Source organism: Prevotella sp. ICM33, assembly GCF_000517825.1.
GTDB lineage: Bacteria > Bacteroidota > Bacteroidia > Bacteroidales > Bacteroidaceae > Prevotella > Prevotella melaninogenica.
In genome coordinates, this window is sequence record NZ_JACD01000007.1 from 274119 (window position 1) to 294006 (window position 19888).

Consider the following 19888-nt stretch of genomic DNA (forward strand, 5'->3'; position numbering starts at 1 on the left):
TTTCAGCTTTGTTATAAAGTATTATTAGTAACCATCAACACCCAACACCTACCACTTAACACCCAACATTAAAATTTAAATAAATCGCTTGTAGTAAGCAAGCCGGTATGCTCTTTGGTATATTCAGCTGCTAAGACAGCACCCAATGCAAAGCCTTTACGGCTGTGAGCATCGTGAGTAATGGTAATCTTGTCAGCCTCTGAGTCATAACTGATACTATGAATGCCTGGCACTTCATCACGTCGAATAGAGGCAATAGGAAGTTCGTTAGGAGCAACCTTGTTACTGCCTGACTCCGTACCATCGGCAGCGTGTTGGAAGCCTTTAACCCACTTATCTTTCCGATCGAGGTCGTTGATAATCTCTTCTGCAAGGGTTATGGCTGTTCCAGATGGTGCATCGAGTTTGTGAACATGGTGTACCTCCTCCATCTCAACGTTATACTGTGGGAAACCATTCATTATCTTTGCCAAATAACGGTTGACAGCTGAGAAAATAGCAACGCCGATAGAGAAGTTACTTGCCCAGAACAAGGTCTGTCCACCTTCCGTACACATACGCTCAACCTCTGCCTTATGGTCCTGCATCCAGCCCGTAGAGCCACTAACAACCTTCACATTGTGTGCAAAGGCACGCTGATAATTGGCAAAAGCAGCCGTAGGATTCGTAAATTCAATAGCTACATCAGCCGATGCAAATGCAGGAGAATCAAAGTCCTCTATATTGTCTACATCAATAATACTTACGATTTCATGGCCACGCTCAAGGGCTATCTGTTCTATCATATGCCCCATCTTGCCATAGCCTATCAATGCTATTTTCATAATTAATCTGAATTAAAACATTGCAAAGGTAGCTGATTTACGGCATAATACAAAATAAGTTCACGTATTTTTAAATAAGGTATTGACAAGTCAAGGGATGACCTTTACATATAGAGCAATTGGTAAGATTGAACCGTTCTTCTCATTTTCTATCAACGTATTGACGCCCCGCACGTATGGTGCGGAGGCTCAACACCAATAGTGCGAAGGCTTAACACCAATGGTGCGGAGTACTAAGAAGTGAGAAACTGTAGTACGAAATAATAAGAAAAATACATAGATAATACTATTAGTTTTATCATTTTCTTTGTATATTTGCGTACTGTTACAAACCAAGAATCTTTTATGGAACAACTCATCCACTACGTATGGAAACATAAGCTGTTTCCGTTGACAGGGCTTAAAACCACTGACGGACAAGAGGTGGAGGTCATTGACACTGGACTACATAATCACAACGCTGGGCCTGACTTCTTCAATGCAAAGGTGAAGATAGGCGGTACGCTGTGGGTGGGGAATGTGGAGATACACGACCGTGCCTCCGATTGGTTTCTACACAGACACGACCGCGACCCGAACTACAACAATGTTATCCTGCACGTGGCTGAGTCTATCGACGTTGATGTTAAGACACGAAGGGGCGATTATCCGCCACAGATGCGACTACAAGTGCCGACGGCTGTGCGAGAACATTACGAAGAACTACTCACAACAGACGAATATCCGGCTTGTTATCGTATCATTCCGAGTCTTTCAAAACTAATGGTTCATTCGTGGATGAGTGCCTTACAGACTGAAAGGTTGGAACAGAAGACAGAGGCGATAGCCCAACGAGTGAAGGACTGTGACGGCTCTTGGGAAGCAGCCTACTTCGTTACACTTGCCCGCAACTATGGGTTCGGTATCAATGGAGACGCTTTCGAGACATGGGCTAAGCAGATTCCGCTGCAGAGTATAGCTCATCATCGGGACAATCTCATGCAGATTGAAGCCTTCTTCTTGGGTCAGGCTGGATTGTTGGAAACGACTGCTATCCCCGAACGATATCAACAGCAGGCACTGAACGACAGCTATCTCACAGAGTTGAAAAGCGAATATCAGTACTTAGCACATAAGTTCAGTCTACAAGCAATGGATGCCAATCAATGGCGATTCCTCCGCTTACGACCGCAGAACTTTCCGCATATCCGTATCGCACAACTCGCTCACCTCTACTATGAACAGCGGGCTGGATTGTCGCAGTTGTTGGAATGTGAGAGCGTAAAGCAGGTGAGAGATCTATTGGCAACACAGGTAACTCGCTACTGGGAAACGCATTACGTCTTTGGAGAAGAGAGTGCTAAGAGCGAGAAGAAACTATCAGCAGCATCATTAAATCTGCAGATTATCAATACCGTTGCGCCTATCCTCTTCGCATATGGCAAACATAAGAACTCGGAGAAGTACTGTGAACGTGCCTTCGACTTCCTCGAAACCTTGAAAGCAGAGGAGAATCACATCGTTAGAATGTGGAAGGAAGTGGGGCTAATGGTAGAGACTGCGGGCGATTCGCAAGCCCTTATACAACTAAAGAAGGAGTATTGCGACCGAAAAGATTGCCTCCGTTGCAGGATTGGATATGAATATTTGAAGGGAAAATCATCATTAAAGGGTTAGGAAAACGAGGCCTATAAGGCTAATGGGGCATATAAGGCTAATAGGCCTAATAAGCCCAATAAAATCCTAAAAACAAAATAGATTATGGAAAAGAAGAAATACATCTTTGAGACAAGACTGGATGTTCGCGACTATGAGTGCGACATCCAAGGTATCGTTAACAATGCAAACTACCTGCATTACACCGAGCATACACGCCATAGATTCCTCAAATCATTGGGCGTTAGCTTCTCTGAACTTCACGAAAAAGGCGTTGACGCCGTTGTAGCACGTATGCAACTCACTTATAAAGTGCCATTTACCTGCGATGACGAGATTATCTCACGCATGTCATTAAAGAAGAATGGACTGCGCTGGGTGTTCTCTCACGACCTCTTCCGTGCCAGTGACGAACGCCTTTGCTTCCATGCAGATGTAGACCTTGTGACACTCATCAATGGTAGATTGGGCAGTAGCAAGGAATATGACGAAGCGTTTGCAAGAGTATTGTAAAAGTCTATCTACTCCCTAAACCTTCCTCTCTTCTAAGGAAGGTAGGGAGCTACTACTGATCATTACCTACACCATGGAATCCTTAAACTCAATCTTACTAACCCGACTTACTCGCTTTAACCTCAGCGAACTGGCTGAACTTTACAAGCGAGCAGGCTCTGCCACGGCTGTCATAGAACATAAAAGAGACATCAGAGAGATTCTTCCTGAAGCCTCAACGCATCTCATAAAAGCACTGAAAGATGTTGACAGCCTGAGAGAAAGGGCTGAACAAGAATTGGAATACGACCGTCTGCATAACATTGAGCCTATCTGTATGAATGATGAACGCTATCCACAGCGGCTCAAGGAGTGTCCAGATGCTCCTATCCTACTCTATTATCTCGGTAATGCCGACCTTAACAATCGACACGTTATCAATATTATCGGTACACGACACTGCACCACTTATGGGCAAGATATTATCCGTTCGTTTGTCAGAGAACTAAAAGCACTTTGCCCAGATGTACTCATCCTCAGTGGACTGGCTTACGGAGTAGACATCCATGCACATCGAGCTGCCTTGGAGAATGGCTTTGAAACTGTAGGAGTATTGGCTCATGGACTCGATGATATCTACCCTCGTGGACACAGAGATACAGCTTTAAAGATGATTAAACAAGGTGGATTACTGACGGAGTACACCACGCATACGCAGCCCGTTGCCCGCAACTTCGTACAACGTAACCGTATCGTGGCAGGTTGTGCAGATGCAACTATCCTCGTAGAATCGGCTGCGAAGGGTGGAGGACTTATCACCTGCAGTATCGCTCGTAGCTATGGACGGGAAGTATTTGCCTTTCCTGGCGCTGTTCATTCGGATTATAGCGAGGGCTGTAATAACCTTATTCGTGACAATGGTGCCGCTCTCATCACATCAGCAACAGACTTTGTGAAGGCGATGGGATGGGATGATGATATCAAATTGGAGCAGGCACAACAACGAGGAATTGAACGAACGCTTTTCCCTGATTTGTCTTCAGAAGAGGAAGCTATCGTTCGCGTGCTCGCTAAAAACAATGACTTGCAGATTAATCTCTTGTCGATTCAAGCGAATATTCCTATCTCAAGGCTCACAGGAATCCTCTTTACATTAGAAATGAAAGGGGTTATTAGGGCTATGGCTGGCGGTTGTTATCATCTTTTAGCATAGGATCTTAATACCATAAAAGTAACTAATACTGAAAAAAAAGACATTTCTTTGCCACAAATCTGTCCTATCTTCCGTCTTTATAGATGTGAACGAGAACTGAGTCACCAACCTAATTAATTATCAAGACAATGAGAACAACAATCTTTACTATCGCATTCGCTGTAGCTATTCTATGCTCAAGCTGCACCGTAAAAGCCAACCCAACGACGCTCATCGCACAACCAATGAATGATGAGGTAGAGTCTATTATCAAAGAGTTTAAGAGTGGAAACAACGTCACTTACGTCAACTTGCCTAAGACACTCATAAAGCTTGGATTGAAAGCTGCCGACGACGAGACCGCTAATGCACTCGCTGAGCAAATCGACGGACTGCAAATTTTAACTTTCGAGAAGGCTGATCAAAAGATTAAAGACGGCTTATACAACCGTATCAGTAAGTTAGAAACACAGGGATATGAACCTATGGTGAAGGCAAATGAGGACGGCGAAAAGGTCAGAATCTTCATTAAAGGCAACGAGAAGGAAGTACAGAGCCTTGTTGTCTTCGCTATGGACAAAGAAGACTGCTCACTCATCAATATCGTAGGACATATCAATCCTTCTAATATTGATGATGTCGTAAAGTCACAAACCAAGTAAACAAAGACACATTATGAAACGGTTTATCATCATAGGCATCCTTGCTCTCAGTACATTATCAGCCTCAGCGCAGAGCGTAAAAGGGCTGATTGAACAATATAGGCACGAGAAAAACGTTATTCACCTTCATATAACACCTGCTTTAATGTCATTCTTGAAGGTGCTTGCTAAAAGCCATTCGGACGATTCCAAGGCTCTGAGAGCGGTGTCATCCTTTCGTATACTTGTCTTTGACGACTGTGATTCGATTGTAAAAAGTCGTTTTAGAAACACGGTTCAGACCTTCCATCCTAAGGGATATACGCCAATCATCTACAATAAGCAGGCAGATGAGACTAATTATGTTTACCTCAAAGAAAAGAAAGGGTGCATTCGTGAAGTGCTCATCCTTGCTATTGACAAACAAGATGGCGCCATTGTGCGGATTAAGGGTAAGATAAGTCCTAACGATGTCGACTCTGTTGTGAAAGAAAGTACCAACAAGAAGAATCTGAAAAGCTATAAGTTATAGGGTGGACAACCTTACATCATAGCCGATTATTGTCTAAAGCGCACATCTGCCTATGCAAGCAAGCGATTTTAAACAGCTATTCCTACCCTGCCATCGGAAACTCTTTTCGGTGGCATATAGGCTGATGAGCAACGCTCAAGCTGCTGAGGATATGGTGCAAGAAACCTTCTTAAAGCTCTGGATGCAGCGTGATAAGATGGAAAAGGTTGACAATCCCGAGGCTTATAGTATAACAGTTCTACGCCGAATCTTCTATGACAAGATGAGAGCAGGACACCTTCAAGAAGTCGACAAAGACGTGGGAAGTCTGCAAGTAAGCTCCTCACAGAACATAAGTAAGCAATTAGAGGAAGCTGACGAATACCAACGCGTAAGGCAGTTGATTATCCATCTGCCCGAACCACAGGCAAGAATCATGCTGATGCGCGACATAGAAGACCGCAGTTTTGAGGAAATCAGCATCGAAACAGGGCTTACGGAGGTGAATATAAGAAGTATTCTCAGCCGTGCCCGAAAGAAGATTAGAGAACAGATAAAAGCAATGAGATATGATAAAGACTGAAGAAATAAAGCGTTTACTTGACCGATACTACGATGGAATGACCACCGAAGAGGAGGAGAAGGCGCTGCGCACCTACTTCAACGGCAGTGATATCAATGCTAGTTTGACGGAGGAACGCATCTTCTTCACGGCTCTTCAGTCATCAGAATGCCCTACACCAGCAGGGATGGAAGAGCGACTCAGTCGACAGATTAGCCAGTGGAACACCTTAGAAGTCACTAATCGTCGTGCGATAAGGCATATCAACCTGCGCTGGGTAGTAGGGATAGCAGCCAGTTTGTTGCTTCTCTTTGCTGCAGGAGCTATCGTTTACCAAAACGAGAATAAGTCTCCACAAACTGAACAGGATACCTATACTAACGCTAAAGACGCTTACGCCGAAACGTCAAAAGCACTGATGAAATTCTCAAAGACGCTCAATAAGGGTATTGACGCTACCGAGAACATCACTAATAAAACAAGGGATTAGATTATGAAGAGAATTATTTTAACGCTTTGTATGACTATGATAGCCTGTATAACGGCATTTGCCCAAAAGGCATTGTTCGAAAAATACAGCGAAACAGATGGTGTCTCAACTGTCTACATATCACGTAATATGATGCGAATGATGGGTAATGTGAAAGCAGGTAACAAGGATATCAGCAAGGTTGCCAGCCGTCTCGACTATCTGCAGATACTCTCCTGCGAACGTCCTTCACTGATTCCTTCTATCAAGAAGTCTGCCCAAAGTATCTTCAATCAACAAAAGTATTCGATTGTAATGCAAGTCAATGAGGGAGGCGAACATACTACTATCTACGAGCGACATTACCCGAATGGAAAGAATGAGTTTTCCCTACTCGCCATAGAACGCAATGAAATTACAATTATCAACCTACTTGGTAATATCTCGTTACAGGATATTCAAGGAATAGCTGGTGGGAAATAATCCCCCAGCTTTTTTTGGATATATAATAGAAATGAAGTACTTTTGCAGAAAATAATCAAATGAAAATAGGTATATTCGTTGGAAGCTTTGATCCATTTACAATAGGACATGACGCTATTGTACATCGTTCCTTGCCCCTCTTTGACAAGGTTGTGATTGGTGTTGGTATCAATGAGCGGAAGAAGTATATGCTCAGTACGGAGGAACGAACCGAGCGTATAGCACGACTCTATGCTGACGAGCCAAAGATTGAAGTAAAGGCATACAGCGACCTCACCATAGACTTTGCACGAAGAGAGGGAGCCGAATATATCATTAAGGGTGTACGTAGCGTAAAAGACTTTGAATATGAACGCGAACAAGCCGATATCAACCGACGCTTGAGTTCTATTGAAACTATCTTTTTCTACGCTGAACCACAATTTGAAAGTATCAGTTCAAGCGTTGTAAGAGAACTGAAAAACTTTGGAAAAGACATCACTGAGTTCTTGCCAAAGGGATATTAACGATTAGACAGAGGTGCACAAGCCTCATCGATAAAACATAGACACGATGATAACATATAGTGCTGAAGGCGTTAAGATGCCTAAAATCAAGAAACGAGAGATTTCTCGTTGGATTAAAGCTGTTGCTGCAACGCATGGTAGAAAGGTTGGAGAAATTGGTTATATGTTCGTAGATGATGAGAAGATTCTCGAAGTAAACAACGAGTATCTTGGACATGATTACTACACGGACATCATTACTTTCGACTATGATGAGGATGATGTGCTCAATGGCGACCTTGTTATCTCACTTGACACAGTCCGCTCTAATGCCGAACTTTTCAAGAAGTCGTATGAGGACGAGCTTCACCGAGTTATCATTCATGGTATCCTTCACCTCTGTGGTATCAATGACAAGGGTCCTGGAGAGCGTGAGATTATGGAAGAAAACGAGAACAAAGCACTCGCGCTATTAAAGGAGATGAGTGGCGAATAACGGTGGACTTCAACCTAATTCGGTTGATGCTCCCATAAACGAGATTGAAGGGCTGGAATCCTACCTTGGGTTTCAGCCCTTATTGTTTGCCCTCATTTCTCTGCTTACGGATTGTAGGTAGACTGCAGAAGAATTAGTATTCGGGATTAGAATAAAGGTTTATACAATGTTTTAAGACCGTATCACTTATTCCCTTTTTATCTGATATTTGTAAACTATTTTCACTTACCTCAAAACCAACACATGCTCTTTTGGCTTCTAAAAGACGCCCTTTAAGCTTGCAAAAGGTGCCCTTTAAGACCCTTACTAACGCCCTTTTGAAGTCCAATTAAGCACCTTTTCTTACGCAACTTTATAACTAACTGATTGCCTGACGGTTACAAACATACCTTTTACACGTGTTTTTCTCTTTGTTTATAGCTATTTTACCCGAATATATGTAATGATTTTTCAACCCTTTATCTGTGAATTTTCAACCTAATAACATGCCAAGGTTTATGTGTCGAAATAAGCGTAGTCTCTAATGACTGATTGGCTTTAACGAAAGAACAGAATAAGAAAAGGTGCCTAATTGGAGTTCAATTAAGCACCTTTTCTTATTCTGTTCGCCCTATAACGTCAGGTTATAAAACTCTATAGAGTTATGTTACCCAACTTTTCTACTTGCCCGTAGCCAACGCAACAGCCTTATTGACAATGTCACTCTGGGCATTCCACACTCGGAAATACTCGTTCATATCCCAGATGTCACGGGCTGTAAGCGCCTTTATCTGTAGCGCAATATTAGGAAGAGTAGCCTTTAATTCTGCAGCATCTTTTGGCTCAATCTTTTCTTTCTTGCCCTCTGCCACGATTTCATCGAGCAATGACTGTGGTACCACATAACCCTTATTGAACGCGTCAAATGAGCTGTATTGCGCCTTTAAAGCCTGACGATTCGCATCAGCATACTTCAAATAAGCATTGATGATAATACTCTTTGTTGCCAACATACGATGATAACGTGTAAACTTTGTAGTATCAAGTGGGACGAAGTTATCAGGCATAATACCACCGCCACCATAGACAACCCGATGCTTGCGGATGGTGTAATACTTCAAAGAATCTGAGAATTGAATACTATCTGGATTGGTCAACTCGCCATGCTTAAATCTCTTTTCAATATCCATTTCGTAATCCTTCAGGTCGCCTTTTGTATAAGGTTTCTGAATACAACGACCGCTTGGCGTATAGTAATGGGCTATTGTCAGACGAATCATACTACCATCAGGAAGGTCGAACGGACGCTGTACGAGTCCCTTACCAAAGGTTCTGCGGCCCACAACTGTTCCACGATCATTATCTTGAATAGCACCAGTAACAATCTCTGCAGCCGAAGCCGAGAGTTCGTTTACCAATACATAAACCTTTACATCCTGCAATCGTCCGTTGCCAATTGCCTTAAAATTCTGGCGACGAGCGCGTCGTCCTTCGGTGTAAACAATCATGTCATTGTTCTTGAGGAACTCATTTGAGATCTGAACAGCCGACTGAAGATAACCGCCACCATTGTCTTGTAGGTCGAGAAGGAGGGTCTTCATGCCTTTCTTCTTCAGTGAATCAACAGCCGACATGAACTCGTCATGGGTCTTCATACCGAAGCTCTCGATTCGGATATAGCCCACATTAGGACGAATCATATAAGAGGCATTGATAGTATGAACTGGTATCTTAGCACGTGTAACGACAAAGGTCAACACCCCTTTCACACCACGGCGTACAACACCCAACTTCACTTTCGTACCCTTCTTACCACGAAGCATCTTCATGATATCAATACGTGCCATCTTCACACCAGCGATAGTAGAGTCGTTCACACTGACGATACGGTCACCAGCAAGGATTCCCACCTTCTGAGATGGTCCGTTGACAACAGGCTGGATAACGACAAGTGTATCTTCAATCATATTGAACTGCACACCAATACCCTCAAAGTCGCCCTGCAATGGTTCGTTCATCGCTTTGGTTTCCTTTGCATCGGTGTAGGTAGAATGGGGGTCGAGTTTCTCGAGCATACCCCTAATACCATCCTCAACTAACTTCTGCTCGTTCACAGAGTCCACATAGAAGTTCTTAATTGCCATCTCTGCCAACTGCAACTTCCGTAAAGGAGAGTCATTACCCTGCTGCGCCAACAAAGGTAAAAAGGTAAAAAGGTAAAAAAGTAAAAGACAAATATACTTTCTCATATCCTAATTTTATGTTTTAATAGTTTTGTTATATGCTTGAAGAAAGCAATAAAAAGCCCCTTTAAAAACAGCCTTTTGCTCTTCAATTTTATTTATTTTATTCACAGATGTACCAACAATCGTACGGACATCATTTGGAAATTCTATCCCTTTTACCGACTTTCTTTATTATTCTTCCACGTCAGGAAGGTCCTCTTCTATAACGAGGTTGTCAATAATAAAGTTCTGACGTTCCATCGTGTTCTTACCCATATAATACTCCAAGAGCTTAGCTACCTGGTCATTCTTATGTAAAGTAACCTGTTCCAGACGCATATCTGGACCGATGAAATGGACAAATTCGTCAGGAGAAATCTCACCAAGACCTTTGAATCGAGTGATTTCTGGGTCTGGACCAAGTTCGTTGATAGCTGCTACACGCTCCTCCTCAGAGTAACAATAACGTGTAATAAAGTCGTTCTTTTTCTCTCCTTTCACACGACGAGCGTCTGCTTCGGCAATCACCTCTTTGTTCTTTATCTTTGTTCGACGGTTACGAACACGGAAAAGTGGAGTCTGAAGGACATATACGTGTCCTTTCTTTATAAGCTCTGGGAAGAACTGAAGGAAGAAGGTGATTATCAATAAGCGGATATGCATACCATCGACATCGGCATCCGTTGCCACTATCACCTTGTTATATCTGAGTGAATCGAGTCCGTCTTCAATGTCGAGTGCAGCCTGAAGGAGGTTGAACTCTTCATTCTCATACACTACTTTCTTTGTCAATCCAAAGCAGTTAAGCGGCTTTCCACGCAATGAGAAGACAGCTTGTGTGTTGACATCACGACTCTTAGTAATACTTCCGCTGGCTGAATCTCCCTCTGTTATGAAGATAGAACTCTCCTCCTTTCGATCGTTCTTCACGTCACAATAGTGTACACGACAGTCACGCAACTTACGGTTATGGAGGTTGGCTTTCTTCGCTCTCTCACGTGCTAACTTCGTTACACCAGCCATTGCTTTACGCTCTCGCTCGGTCTCCTTGATTTTATTCTCAAGTATATCGGTGAAGTCTTCTTTATGAATATGAAGGTAGTTGTCAACGTTTGTCTTGATAAAGTCGCCCACATACTTATTGATAGACTCACCATCAGGTGACATCTGTGTGGAACCTAACTTAATCTTTGTTTGTGATTCGAATACTGGCTCTTCAACGTTTATAGCGATAGCGGCCACTAATCCGTTACGAATGTCACCATACTCATACTTGCCGAAGAACTCTTTTATTGTCTTGGCAATATGCTCCTTGAAGGCTGTCTGGTGCGTACCGCCCTGCGTTGTATGCTGACCATTCACGAAGGAGTAGTACTCCTCGCCATATTGATTGGTGTGTGTGAAAGCAATCTCAATATCCTCTCCCTTCATGTGAACGATAGGATACAATGGATCAACAGTCATATTATCAGTCAAAAGGTCCTTCAAACCATGTCGACTAAGTATACGACGACCATTGTACATAATCGTCAATCCGGTGTTTAGATAGGTATAGTTACGGAGCATCTCCTCTACTATATCATCATGGAAGCTATAATGCTTGAAGAGCGTTGCATCTGGTTCAAAGTAGATATAGGTACCATTCTCGTCCGCAGACTTCTTTGTTTTGTCGCTTTGGAGGTTACCTTTCTCAAACGATAGTTCACGCACCTTACCGTCGCGGAAGCTCTTTACCTCGAAATGAGCACTCAATGCATTAACAGCTTTCACGCCGACACCATTCAAACCAACACTCTTCTTAAACGCTTTAGAGTCATACTTACCACCCGTATTCAGTACAGACACAGCCTCAACAAGCTTTCCCTGTGGAATACCACGCCCATAGTCGCGCACACTAACACGTAGATTATCCTCCACATCAATCTCAATACGGTCACCAGCATTCATCTTAAACTCGTCAATAGAGTTATCAATTACCTCCTTCAAGAGTACATATATACCATCTTCAGGCAACTTTCCATCGCCCAAACGACCAATATACATACCCGGACGGGTACGCACGTGCTCCATATCCGATAGGTGTCGGATATTATCGTCGGTGTAAGAAACGGGTGTTGAGGATTGAGGGTTGGTTGCTGTTGATTTATCCATGTGCTGGGTTATTGACTGTGAATGATTGGTTATTGAGGGTTAATTATTAGGTAATAAGGGCTTGACTATTTAATGATATAGAGTGTTCATTAATGAGTAATTAGGTGTTGAAATAGAAGAAACACGTGAAAATAAGAAAGAACACATGATAAAACTATTCATCAACACCCAACACTCATCACCCATCACCCGATAGCTTTTCTATAGCATCTGCGCTTCTTGTGCATAGTTGGGTCTAATGGACCCCACTGACTCTGTACGCTTTCGTTGGTTTCCATCTCCACGTGCGTTTCACCCCACTTGAAGCCGTACTTCACATAACGTGGAATGAGGTCAGCAAAGACAAGGGAATTAGCTCCCTTTGAGCGATACTCTGGTAGGACACCAATAAGGAGAAGGTCTACAACCTCCGTCTTATGGAACTTTATAGCACGTAGTAAATGCCACCATCCGAATGGGAAAAGACGTCCACGGTGACACTTCTGCAAGGCACGTGTTAGTGATGGGATTGTGATAGCAAGACCAACTAACTGGTTATCCTTATTGCCATCCTCTACAACAGTTATCAAATCGAGGTCGGCAAGTGGGAAGTACATTTTTACATACTGGTTTATCTGACGTTCACTCAACTCTGAGAAGCCATAGAGATGAGAGTAAGTAACATTGATCAAATCAAAGAGTTTCTTACCATAACCACCCTCGAAGATTTCCTTCTTGGTCAGCTTACGCGCATGGAGATTATATCGTTTCTCCACCATCTCTGCAATCTTTGTGTATTTCTCTGGAGCTGTTTCTGGAACATCAAGACGATACTCTACATAGTCATTATCCTTCTCCCAGCCACCAAGTTTCTCCATGTGCTTTGGATAATAATCGTAGTTATAGATAGTTGCCATTGTACCGAGCTGATCAAAGCCCCATGTCAACATACCCTCTGGGTCCATATCTGTGAAACCGAGTGGACCAACAACAGAGGTCATACCCTTCTCTCTACCGTAGTCTTCAACAGCTTTCAACAGAGCTTTAGACACTTCTATATCGTCAATGAAGTCTATCCAGCCGAAGCGAACATCCTTCTTGTCCCACTTTTCGTTTGCTTTATTATTGATGATGGCAGCTACACGCCCCACCACTTTTCCCTCCTTCAAGGCGAGAAAATACTCAGCTTCGCAGAAGTCAAAAGCAGCATTCTTGTCTTTTGACAACGTATTCAACTCATCGCTATAGAGGTTTGGGGCATCATACTGATTACCCTCGTAGAGGTCATAATGACACTCGATGAAAGCCTTAAGGTCTTTCTTCGTCTCTACTCTCTTTATCTGAACTGATGACATTTAGAATCTTTTAATTTCGTTATTTTCCTAATCTTAAACGTGCAAAAGTACTAAAAAAAAGGTAGATTGGCAAATTTACGCTCCTTTTTATTGACTATCACTACCCTACTACTCAGTCATAAGGACTCGTGTTAGGCGTCCGCACCATATGTGCTGAGCGTCCGCACCACACGTGCTGACCATGCGCACCATACGTGTCTGACGTCAACAGAAAAGTTGTTCAGCCTTATCAAAGGCTGCAAGATACTATCATTCGACCATTAAAAAAGGCTTCATAATCCCTTTTTCACAAGGAATTATGAAGCCATTTATTATCAATAACTTCGCTTATTATTCTGAATTATTTATCTCACAACAAACTTCTTACCACCACGGATATAGATACCAGGAGCGAGTTGTGCATCAGCTGGCATACGAACACCCTGCAAGTTATAAACAGCCTCATCAGTGGTTGTTACGGTCCATACGGTTCCTATTCCCGCTGTCGTATCCTCTACATAGAGCATTGGATAGATTCCATTAGCCGAAACTGGCTTATATGCACCAAATGACTTATATTTGGTATCATACTGAAGTACATGACCCGTAGAAGAGGTGATTGTGAATGTACCATCAGACTTTGGCTCTAATGTCCACTCTACCGCCTTATCTTTAGTCACAAACTGAACGGTCTTGTACTTATCCTCCTGTCCGAAATACTTGTCGTTAGCATCCTTGATATAGAAACCTGTTGTTCCCTGCTCCAAAGTAAGAACCGACTGGTCATCAGCAACATTCACCTTTTCATTATTATCAGTGATGCCCTTTGTTGGCAGATAGCCAAAACTCTTGCCCTCCAAAGTAGATGCTATAACAAAATTGCTACCAGTTTTAGCTACAAGAACGTAACGTTTGCCTGCTACTGGAGCTGTCGTTGTCTTCACGAAAGTCCCGCCCTGTGGTGTAACCACTGGATTGTCTGGCGTTACTGGGTCTTCAGGAGCTATCACGCCTGTGTATCTTGCATCATCCGAAGCTGTTGTTATAGAGCAATAAGGGTTAAACTCTACATCCATACTATCCCCCCATACGTACTCAGCAAGGTTAGGATAGTCGATGAAGAGGTTACGGTTATTCTGAATCTTATAGACTGCTTCGTTGCGTTTGATTTCCATCTCGTCAACACGGTCGTTCTTACTCCACTGACGGAAGAGGTCTGATGACCACTTTTTCAGCGTTGGATAAGCTCCCGTCTGCAATTGATTGGCACCTTCTGAAACAAAGCTAAGATTCTGATAGGTGGTAGCCATATACATATAGCTACGTGAGAACTCACCTTTAAAACGATCGCCCGGCTCCCACATCTTCACAAGTCTGCCGTCAGCATAGCCCGTTCCGACCTTGTCATAGCCTGCGCCAGCTTCTTCTGTAACGTTGACAACAACGCCCATAACGTAGTTACTCTTTGAACTGTTAGCATGAGAATCGGATGGATAAAGGTTATAGAGATCACACCAAGCATCATTCCTATGACCACCCCACCAGCTTTTTGGGAAAGAATGTTCAATATTCATACCAGCAATAGCATTACCAGTATTTGTGCTTTCAAAGTAAAACTTCTTGTCGCTATAACGATTATAACACTCGTTGGTCTGCGGATCTCGGTCAGTGTACCAGAAGCCATGCCATGTATAACCTGGACCTTTACCACCATACTTTAGTACTTTCTTCTTGTCCATCAGCTTGTGTAAAGCTGCCTTTAACTGCTCTTTCTTCAGTCCTTGTAACGAAGAAGCGTACTGCGCTAATGTCTTACGATCGATCGCATTAGCCGATGTTGTTACACCAATCAACGCTGTAGCGATGACCATCTTAAAATACCTGTTCATTGTTTTAATAGGTTTTATCGGTAATTATTTATCATATATTTCTATTTAAAAGTCGTTATGCTATTAATCAAACAGTGTCTGACCAGCCACATTCAGCGGACAAAAAACATAGCTTCTGTTACGCAACGAAAAGACTACAAAGTTAGGTAAAATTATTGAGAGTCACAAGTTGGTATCGCTGTTTTCTTGCAAACGAAAAGCAGGTGACTGCTTTCTGCATCAGTAGTAGCAAAAAGGTAGATATCTCCTCCCTCTTTTATCTTCAGCCGTTTGCGCAATTCAGCAACACTCATAGGGAAGTTGCGCACGGCAAGATTAGCTTTGTCTATCCCCGAAAGACTACGTCGTAACTCTTTCTTATTGAACGATGAAACCGCTGTTATCTCAAACTGACGACCTGGGAAATCATTAATAGCCTCCTTAGAGACAAAAAGATGAGAATTAAGACTGAGTGCTGAAAGTGGATAACGGACAGTGAGTAAAGCAAAACAGCCTGCTTTCATCAATGAAGCATTGGGCTCATAGAGATACTGATCAGCTTTCGGAACAGCCGAAAGAAGTCGCTGCGATACGCTTAAAGCCTCATCGAGAGAATAAGAAACGATGTTATTATCATTCACACAGAAGACCTGCAAGGCTTTTTCCGTAGCCGTCTTGTCATCTTTTTCATCTTTCGTTCTCTGTAATACCAGCAGTAATTCCTTACATTCATTGTGTACAGAGACGATATGTACCTCACGAACAACATTGCCCAAGCGATTGAGTTCGTCCACAGCACGATGCCAATCGAGCATTGGCGACAGCTTTATAACAACCGTATCAGCCTTCTCTAAGAGTTCTTCTTCCAATGCCAAAACATCGGGTGTACAATCGCTTATCAGCACAGTCTTACCTCCTTGCTCGTTACGACGCGCAGGATCGAGGAATAACACAGACACATGGTCAAGCTGATGGAGGTAGGCTGTACCGTCACCATTAACTACTTTTGCTTGTGTTAAACCTAAAGCGTAGAAGTTATGACGTGCCAATTCGCACAATTTCTCCTGCTGTTCGACATAAATAGCACGTTTGAAGCTACGCGCTATAAAGGAGAAATCAACGCCAAAGCCACCTGTTAAGTCACAGAACGACCCTTCATAACTGTTCTGAACATGATTTTCTTGCTGCTTAGGAGTAGTTTCTTCTCCTGCAGAAGGTCTGCTACAATCGTTATTAAGGTCATAAGAAGCTATGTTCTCCAGTCCTACAAGGCGTGCAACCAATCGTGCCTTATATTCCGCAGTATGCTCACTTGAACACTGTTCCATCGATAGATGCGGTGGGTAAATGATATCCTCCTTCGCTGCCCACGACGGCAGTTTCGTGCGTGCTGTCTGCCATCCTGCCAACTGGTCGAGCAGGAAGGGCATGTCAATATCGGGGTAGCGGTGGGATTGGAGGGCTAAGACAGAAAGACTACCGAGCAGCCCCTCCCCCTTACCCCTCCCCCAAAGGGAGGGGAGTGAAATGTTATGTTTGCTCAAAACTTCCTGCACATATCGTGGCAAAGGAAATTCCTCTTGCTTAATTTTATCCGTTTTATCCATCTTATCTGCCTATACTTTTATCCTATTAAATACTCCAACTCCTTACCTAAAGAATCTTATATCTTGTTTAAGGATTCTTGCATATAACCTTCTTACCTGTTCACACTACCCTTCCTCATATCTTCTTGCTTTCCATTTAACATCGGGGTATCTCGGTATTCACTCCCCTCCCTTTGGGGGAGGGGCAAGGGGGAGGGGCTACTTGGTAGAGTAAGCGAGCAGTGGTTTTTCTTCCTTTTTTACCTCACCACCCTCAAATTCTGCTTTGCCCAAGCCCTTGTACAAAGGTTGAAGTGCCACCACTCTGTACGTAAAGGCATGAAACCGGCAGCACTCATCACCTCACGAAGGAGTCTGCGGTTGGCTAATGCCTCACGAGAGATAAGACGACGAGCAACGAGGTCATTTTCTTTATCAATATGACTGGCTATCCCCATGTGGTCTACCTTCACACCCATTGGAATCGTATCTATCAAGCAACGTGTGGCACCATCACGCCATGTTGCATCATTCCAAGAGGCCTTACAGATACTAATATCTACAGCCATTCCATAGTTATGCATACCTCCTCCGTGTGCAGGATTAGACACATAAAAATACTTTGGGGTATCTTTCACTGCGTCCCACATCGTCTGCTGTATGCTCATCGGTCGTGTGGCATCGAAGATACAAAGGCTCAAATCAGGACGACGACGCTTCAACTCCGCCTGCGCTTTACGCAATGCATCAGCACAAGCGGGCAGCACGTAGGCATCACGCAAGTCATGATAGAGTACACGATTACAGAAGTTATCCGTACGAGCATACATCAAAGCCACCTTGATAGAAGGTACTACATGCTTTATATTTACCAACCCCTGCTGCTCCATTGACCGACCAGCAGCCTGCCGACGACTCATCGTTGAAGTCTGTGCGTGCATACTAACAGCAAAGAATATGGCTGCAAATAACAGATAAAAGACTCGTTTCATTCTTTTTATTCATTACATATTCTACAGCCAGACACGAATAGCAGCTGTAGAAATTATCAATCATTCGTTAATTAAAACACTTAAACCGACCAACGAAAGCTAACAAGGGCAGACACCGTCTTCCTCTCACGCCCTCTCAAGGTTCGGAAAGAAAGCACAGCCTCTGCCCCTGCCTTCTGTAAACACTATCACTGAGTAAGTCAAACATCATATCTACATGACTTAGTCCTTACCTCTATAGTGTTTGTATCTTATTAGTTTAATGCAGCCTTCTTCTGCTTTACATAATCGCCAAATACGCGATCTACCTCAGCACGCTGCTCATTATCGAGTGTATCGTTAGCTTGAATCAATCCACGATAATAGGTTTTGATAGCCTTTGACAACTTTGCTTTATCTGCAGAGTTCTTCTCAAAGATATTGTCAAGGTCCTTGTAAAGGGCTGGCTTCATCCTATTCATAAAGGCAAGCTTACCTGTTGCAGGAGCCTCAGCTTCAGTAGAGAGACTATCAGATTGCTCTGCTGTATTCACCTTCACTGTATCTTCTGGAGCCGTTTCAGCATCAGAACTAAAGACAGATGACACATCAATCTTACCTACTTGGTCAATCAATGCACCGCCATAGTTATAAAGCAACGCACCGACTCCAATAACAACAGCAATTATCAAGCCTAAGACAACAGTACCTTTACCAATCTTTGGCATACTGAACGAAGATCCTTCATTGTTCAAATCAGCAAAGAGCTCATCAATATTGCTATAACGATCGCTTCGCTTGAAAGCACAACAACGCTTGATTACCTCACTGTAAGCTAACGTCAAGCCCATCACTTTCATAATAGTACCGAGCGAATAGATGTCGGCTGTAGCGTCTGCTGTCAACGTCTCGTCCTTCATCTCTGGTGCCATAAAGCGTGTTGTATCAGCTGTTGGCTTAACATCTTCAGGTGAAAGAACACTGAAATCAATAAGTTTTACATAATCACCCTGTGTTGTAACAAGCACATTTGAAGGCTTCAAATTACGATGAATAACCCCTTGCTGATGTGCATAACGCAGTGCATCAGCAATCTGATTGATGATAGCAATCTTCTCATCGTCAGTATGATGTTCCTTGAGATAAGCCTGCAAAGTACGTCCTTCAACATACTCTTCCTCTATACAAAGTCCGTAACCATCAACCTCAACCAACCCTTGATAGCGAATAATACCAGAGTGATTGAGTCGTTGACATTGCTTAAACTCACGCTTCAATGCATTACGAAGCAACACACGCCCACGATATTCTTCCTTTAGAGTCTTCAATACGACTGTCTGGTCGCCCTTACGACACTTCACAATCATACAATATCCCTGTGATGGAATAACTTTATATTCAGTATAACTGGCCTTTACTGGAGCATCGGCAGTCTGTGCCTGTTCGTTAGTGGAAAGTTTGTTCTCACTCATTGATATTCGTAGGTTTTAATTGTCTTTACGTCTTTTGTGTACAAAAGTAGTAAAAAAAAACGAGATAAGACAGATATTCAAGGGTAAAAGAGTAAAAAGGTAAAATGCTGAAGCATAGCTTTGAAAGGGAAAAAGAGGAAAAGAAGAATAAGAGGAAAAGCATTAACCCTATTACTTTCGATACTTTATTCTCGTGTCAACCTGTCTACAAGCCGTTCTACCCCACTTTAAAATGTCTTCTTTATAGGCAACAAAGCATGTCTTATTCTATGCTTAACATTTCTCTTACAGCGACAAAACATGTACTTTCAGAATTACTTTCATAAAGAAAATAGGTTCCTACGTTAAACCCAAATCGGTCATTAGACCACAATATGTATAATTTTTATTACTATAGTATTGTTTCCTAACATCTTTTATTTTCTTATCGGCATCTTGTCCGTCTTTGTAACTTGACGTAGCCCGCTACGCCTGCGTAACAAAGCCAAACAATCTGCTCGATAATAAAACAAAATATGTTTAGGCTCTAATGA

At 42.9% G+C, this 19888-nt stretch carries 18 protein-coding genes; 10 read left to right on the plus strand and 8 right to left on the minus strand.

All coding sequences use genetic code 11. The features are described 5' to 3' along the window. Positions 1-68: 68 nt before the first annotated feature. Positions 69-824: a 4-hydroxy-tetrahydrodipicolinate reductase gene (dapB, locus tag HMPREF1505_RS02345; RefSeq protein ID WP_013264574.1), complete on the minus strand. Its 756-nt coding sequence runs from the start codon at positions 822-824 to the stop codon at positions 69-71. Positions 825-1169: 345 nt separating this feature from the next. On the opposite strand from dapB, the gene HMPREF1505_RS02350 reads away from it, so the two are divergent. The 10 genes from HMPREF1505_RS02350 to ybeY all read left to right on the plus strand — a co-directional run bounded on the left by HMPREF1505_RS02350 (position 1170) and on the right by ybeY (position 7790). Next, positions 1170-2480 carry a DUF2851 family protein gene (locus HMPREF1505_RS02350; RefSeq protein WP_036921878.1) on the plus strand — a complete coding sequence of 437 codons (1311 nt, stop codon included), beginning with the start codon at positions 1170-1172 and terminating at the stop codon, positions 2478-2480. Positions 2481-2564: 84 nt separating this feature from the next. Further along, positions 2565-2972, plus strand: coding sequence for a thioesterase family protein (locus HMPREF1505_RS02355; protein WP_004358870.1), 408 nt, complete (start codon positions 2565-2567; stop codon positions 2970-2972). Between the two features lie 73 nt (positions 2973-3045). After that, positions 3046-4164 (plus strand): DNA-processing protein DprA, encoded by a 1119-nt coding sequence (gene dprA / locus HMPREF1505_RS02360; protein WP_036921883.1) that lies wholly within the window; start codon positions 3046-3048, stop codon positions 4162-4164. Positions 4165-4292: 128 nt separating this feature from the next. Continuing rightward, positions 4293-4805: a DUF4252 domain-containing protein gene (locus HMPREF1505_RS02365; RefSeq protein ID WP_036921886.1), complete on the plus strand. Its 513-nt coding sequence runs from the start codon at positions 4293-4295 to the stop codon at positions 4803-4805. Between the two features lie 13 nt (positions 4806-4818). Next, on the plus strand, positions 4819-5316 hold the full coding sequence (locus tag HMPREF1505_RS02370) for a DUF4252 domain-containing protein (RefSeq protein ID WP_036921889.1): 498 nt from the start codon (positions 4819-4821) through the stop codon (positions 5314-5316). Positions 5317-5368: 52 nt separating this feature from the next. After that, on the plus strand, positions 5369-5878 hold the full coding sequence (locus HMPREF1505_RS02375; RefSeq protein ID WP_036921892.1) for an RNA polymerase sigma factor: 510 nt from the start codon (positions 5369-5371) through the stop codon (positions 5876-5878). Further along, the gene (locus HMPREF1505_RS02380) at positions 5865-6347 is read left to right on the plus strand and encodes a hypothetical protein (RefSeq protein WP_036921895.1); all 483 of its coding nucleotides are present in this window, start codon (positions 5865-5867) and stop codon (positions 6345-6347) included. Before HMPREF1505_RS02375 ends, HMPREF1505_RS02380 begins: the two co-directional genes overlap by 14 nt. A 3-nt stretch (positions 6348-6350) precedes the next feature. Further along, positions 6351-6809 carry a DUF4252 domain-containing protein gene (locus HMPREF1505_RS02385; protein WP_036921898.1) on the plus strand — a complete coding sequence of 153 codons (459 nt, stop codon included), beginning with the start codon at positions 6351-6353 and terminating at the stop codon, positions 6807-6809. A gap of 59 nt (positions 6810-6868) precedes the next feature. Beyond that, positions 6869-7315, plus strand: coding sequence for a pantetheine-phosphate adenylyltransferase (coaD, locus tag HMPREF1505_RS02390; RefSeq protein WP_036921901.1), 447 nt, complete (start codon positions 6869-6871; stop codon positions 7313-7315). Positions 7316-7361: 46 nt separating this feature from the next. Further along, positions 7362-7790, plus strand: coding sequence for an rRNA maturation RNase YbeY (gene ybeY, locus HMPREF1505_RS02395; RefSeq protein ID WP_036921905.1), 429 nt, complete (start codon positions 7362-7364; stop codon positions 7788-7790). A 659-nt stretch (positions 7791-8449) separates the two neighbouring features. Here the strand turns inward: ybeY and HMPREF1505_RS02400 are convergent. The 7 genes from HMPREF1505_RS02400 to HMPREF1505_RS02430 form a co-directional block, all read right to left on the minus strand. After that, positions 8450-10018, minus strand: coding sequence for a S41 family peptidase (locus HMPREF1505_RS02400; RefSeq protein WP_036921908.1), 1569 nt, complete (start codon positions 10016-10018; stop codon positions 8450-8452). 168 nt (positions 10019-10186) lie between these two features. Further along, positions 10187-12145 carry a DNA topoisomerase IV subunit B gene (locus HMPREF1505_RS02405; protein ID WP_036921912.1) on the minus strand — a complete coding sequence of 653 codons (1959 nt, stop codon included), beginning with the start codon at positions 12143-12145 and terminating at the stop codon, positions 10187-10189. 185 nt (positions 12146-12330) lie between these two features. Next, positions 12331-13479 (minus strand): hypothetical protein, encoded by a 1149-nt coding sequence (locus tag HMPREF1505_RS02410; protein ID WP_036921916.1) that lies wholly within the window; start codon positions 13477-13479, stop codon positions 12331-12333. Positions 13480-13823: 344 nt separating this feature from the next. Then, a complete protein-coding gene (locus tag HMPREF1505_RS02415) occupies positions 13824-15347 on the minus strand; it encodes an endonuclease I family protein (RefSeq protein ID WP_231480323.1) in 1524 nt (507 codons plus the stop codon). Between the two features lie 152 nt (positions 15348-15499). After that, entirely contained in the window at positions 15500-16933 is a 1434-nt protein-coding gene (locus HMPREF1505_RS02420; RefSeq protein ID WP_036921921.1) for a DNA methyltransferase, read from the minus strand. Between the two features lie 239 nt (positions 16934-17172). Further along, positions 17173-17904, minus strand: a complete 732-nt coding sequence (locus tag HMPREF1505_RS02425) for a M15 family metallopeptidase (protein WP_036921924.1) — start codon at positions 17902-17904, stop codon at positions 17173-17175. Positions 17905-18158: 254 nt separating this feature from the next. Continuing rightward, a complete protein-coding gene (locus tag HMPREF1505_RS02430; RefSeq protein WP_036921927.1) occupies positions 18159-19355 on the minus strand; it encodes a serine/threonine-protein kinase in 1197 nt (398 codons plus the stop codon). Positions 19356-19888 lie beyond the last annotated feature (533 nt).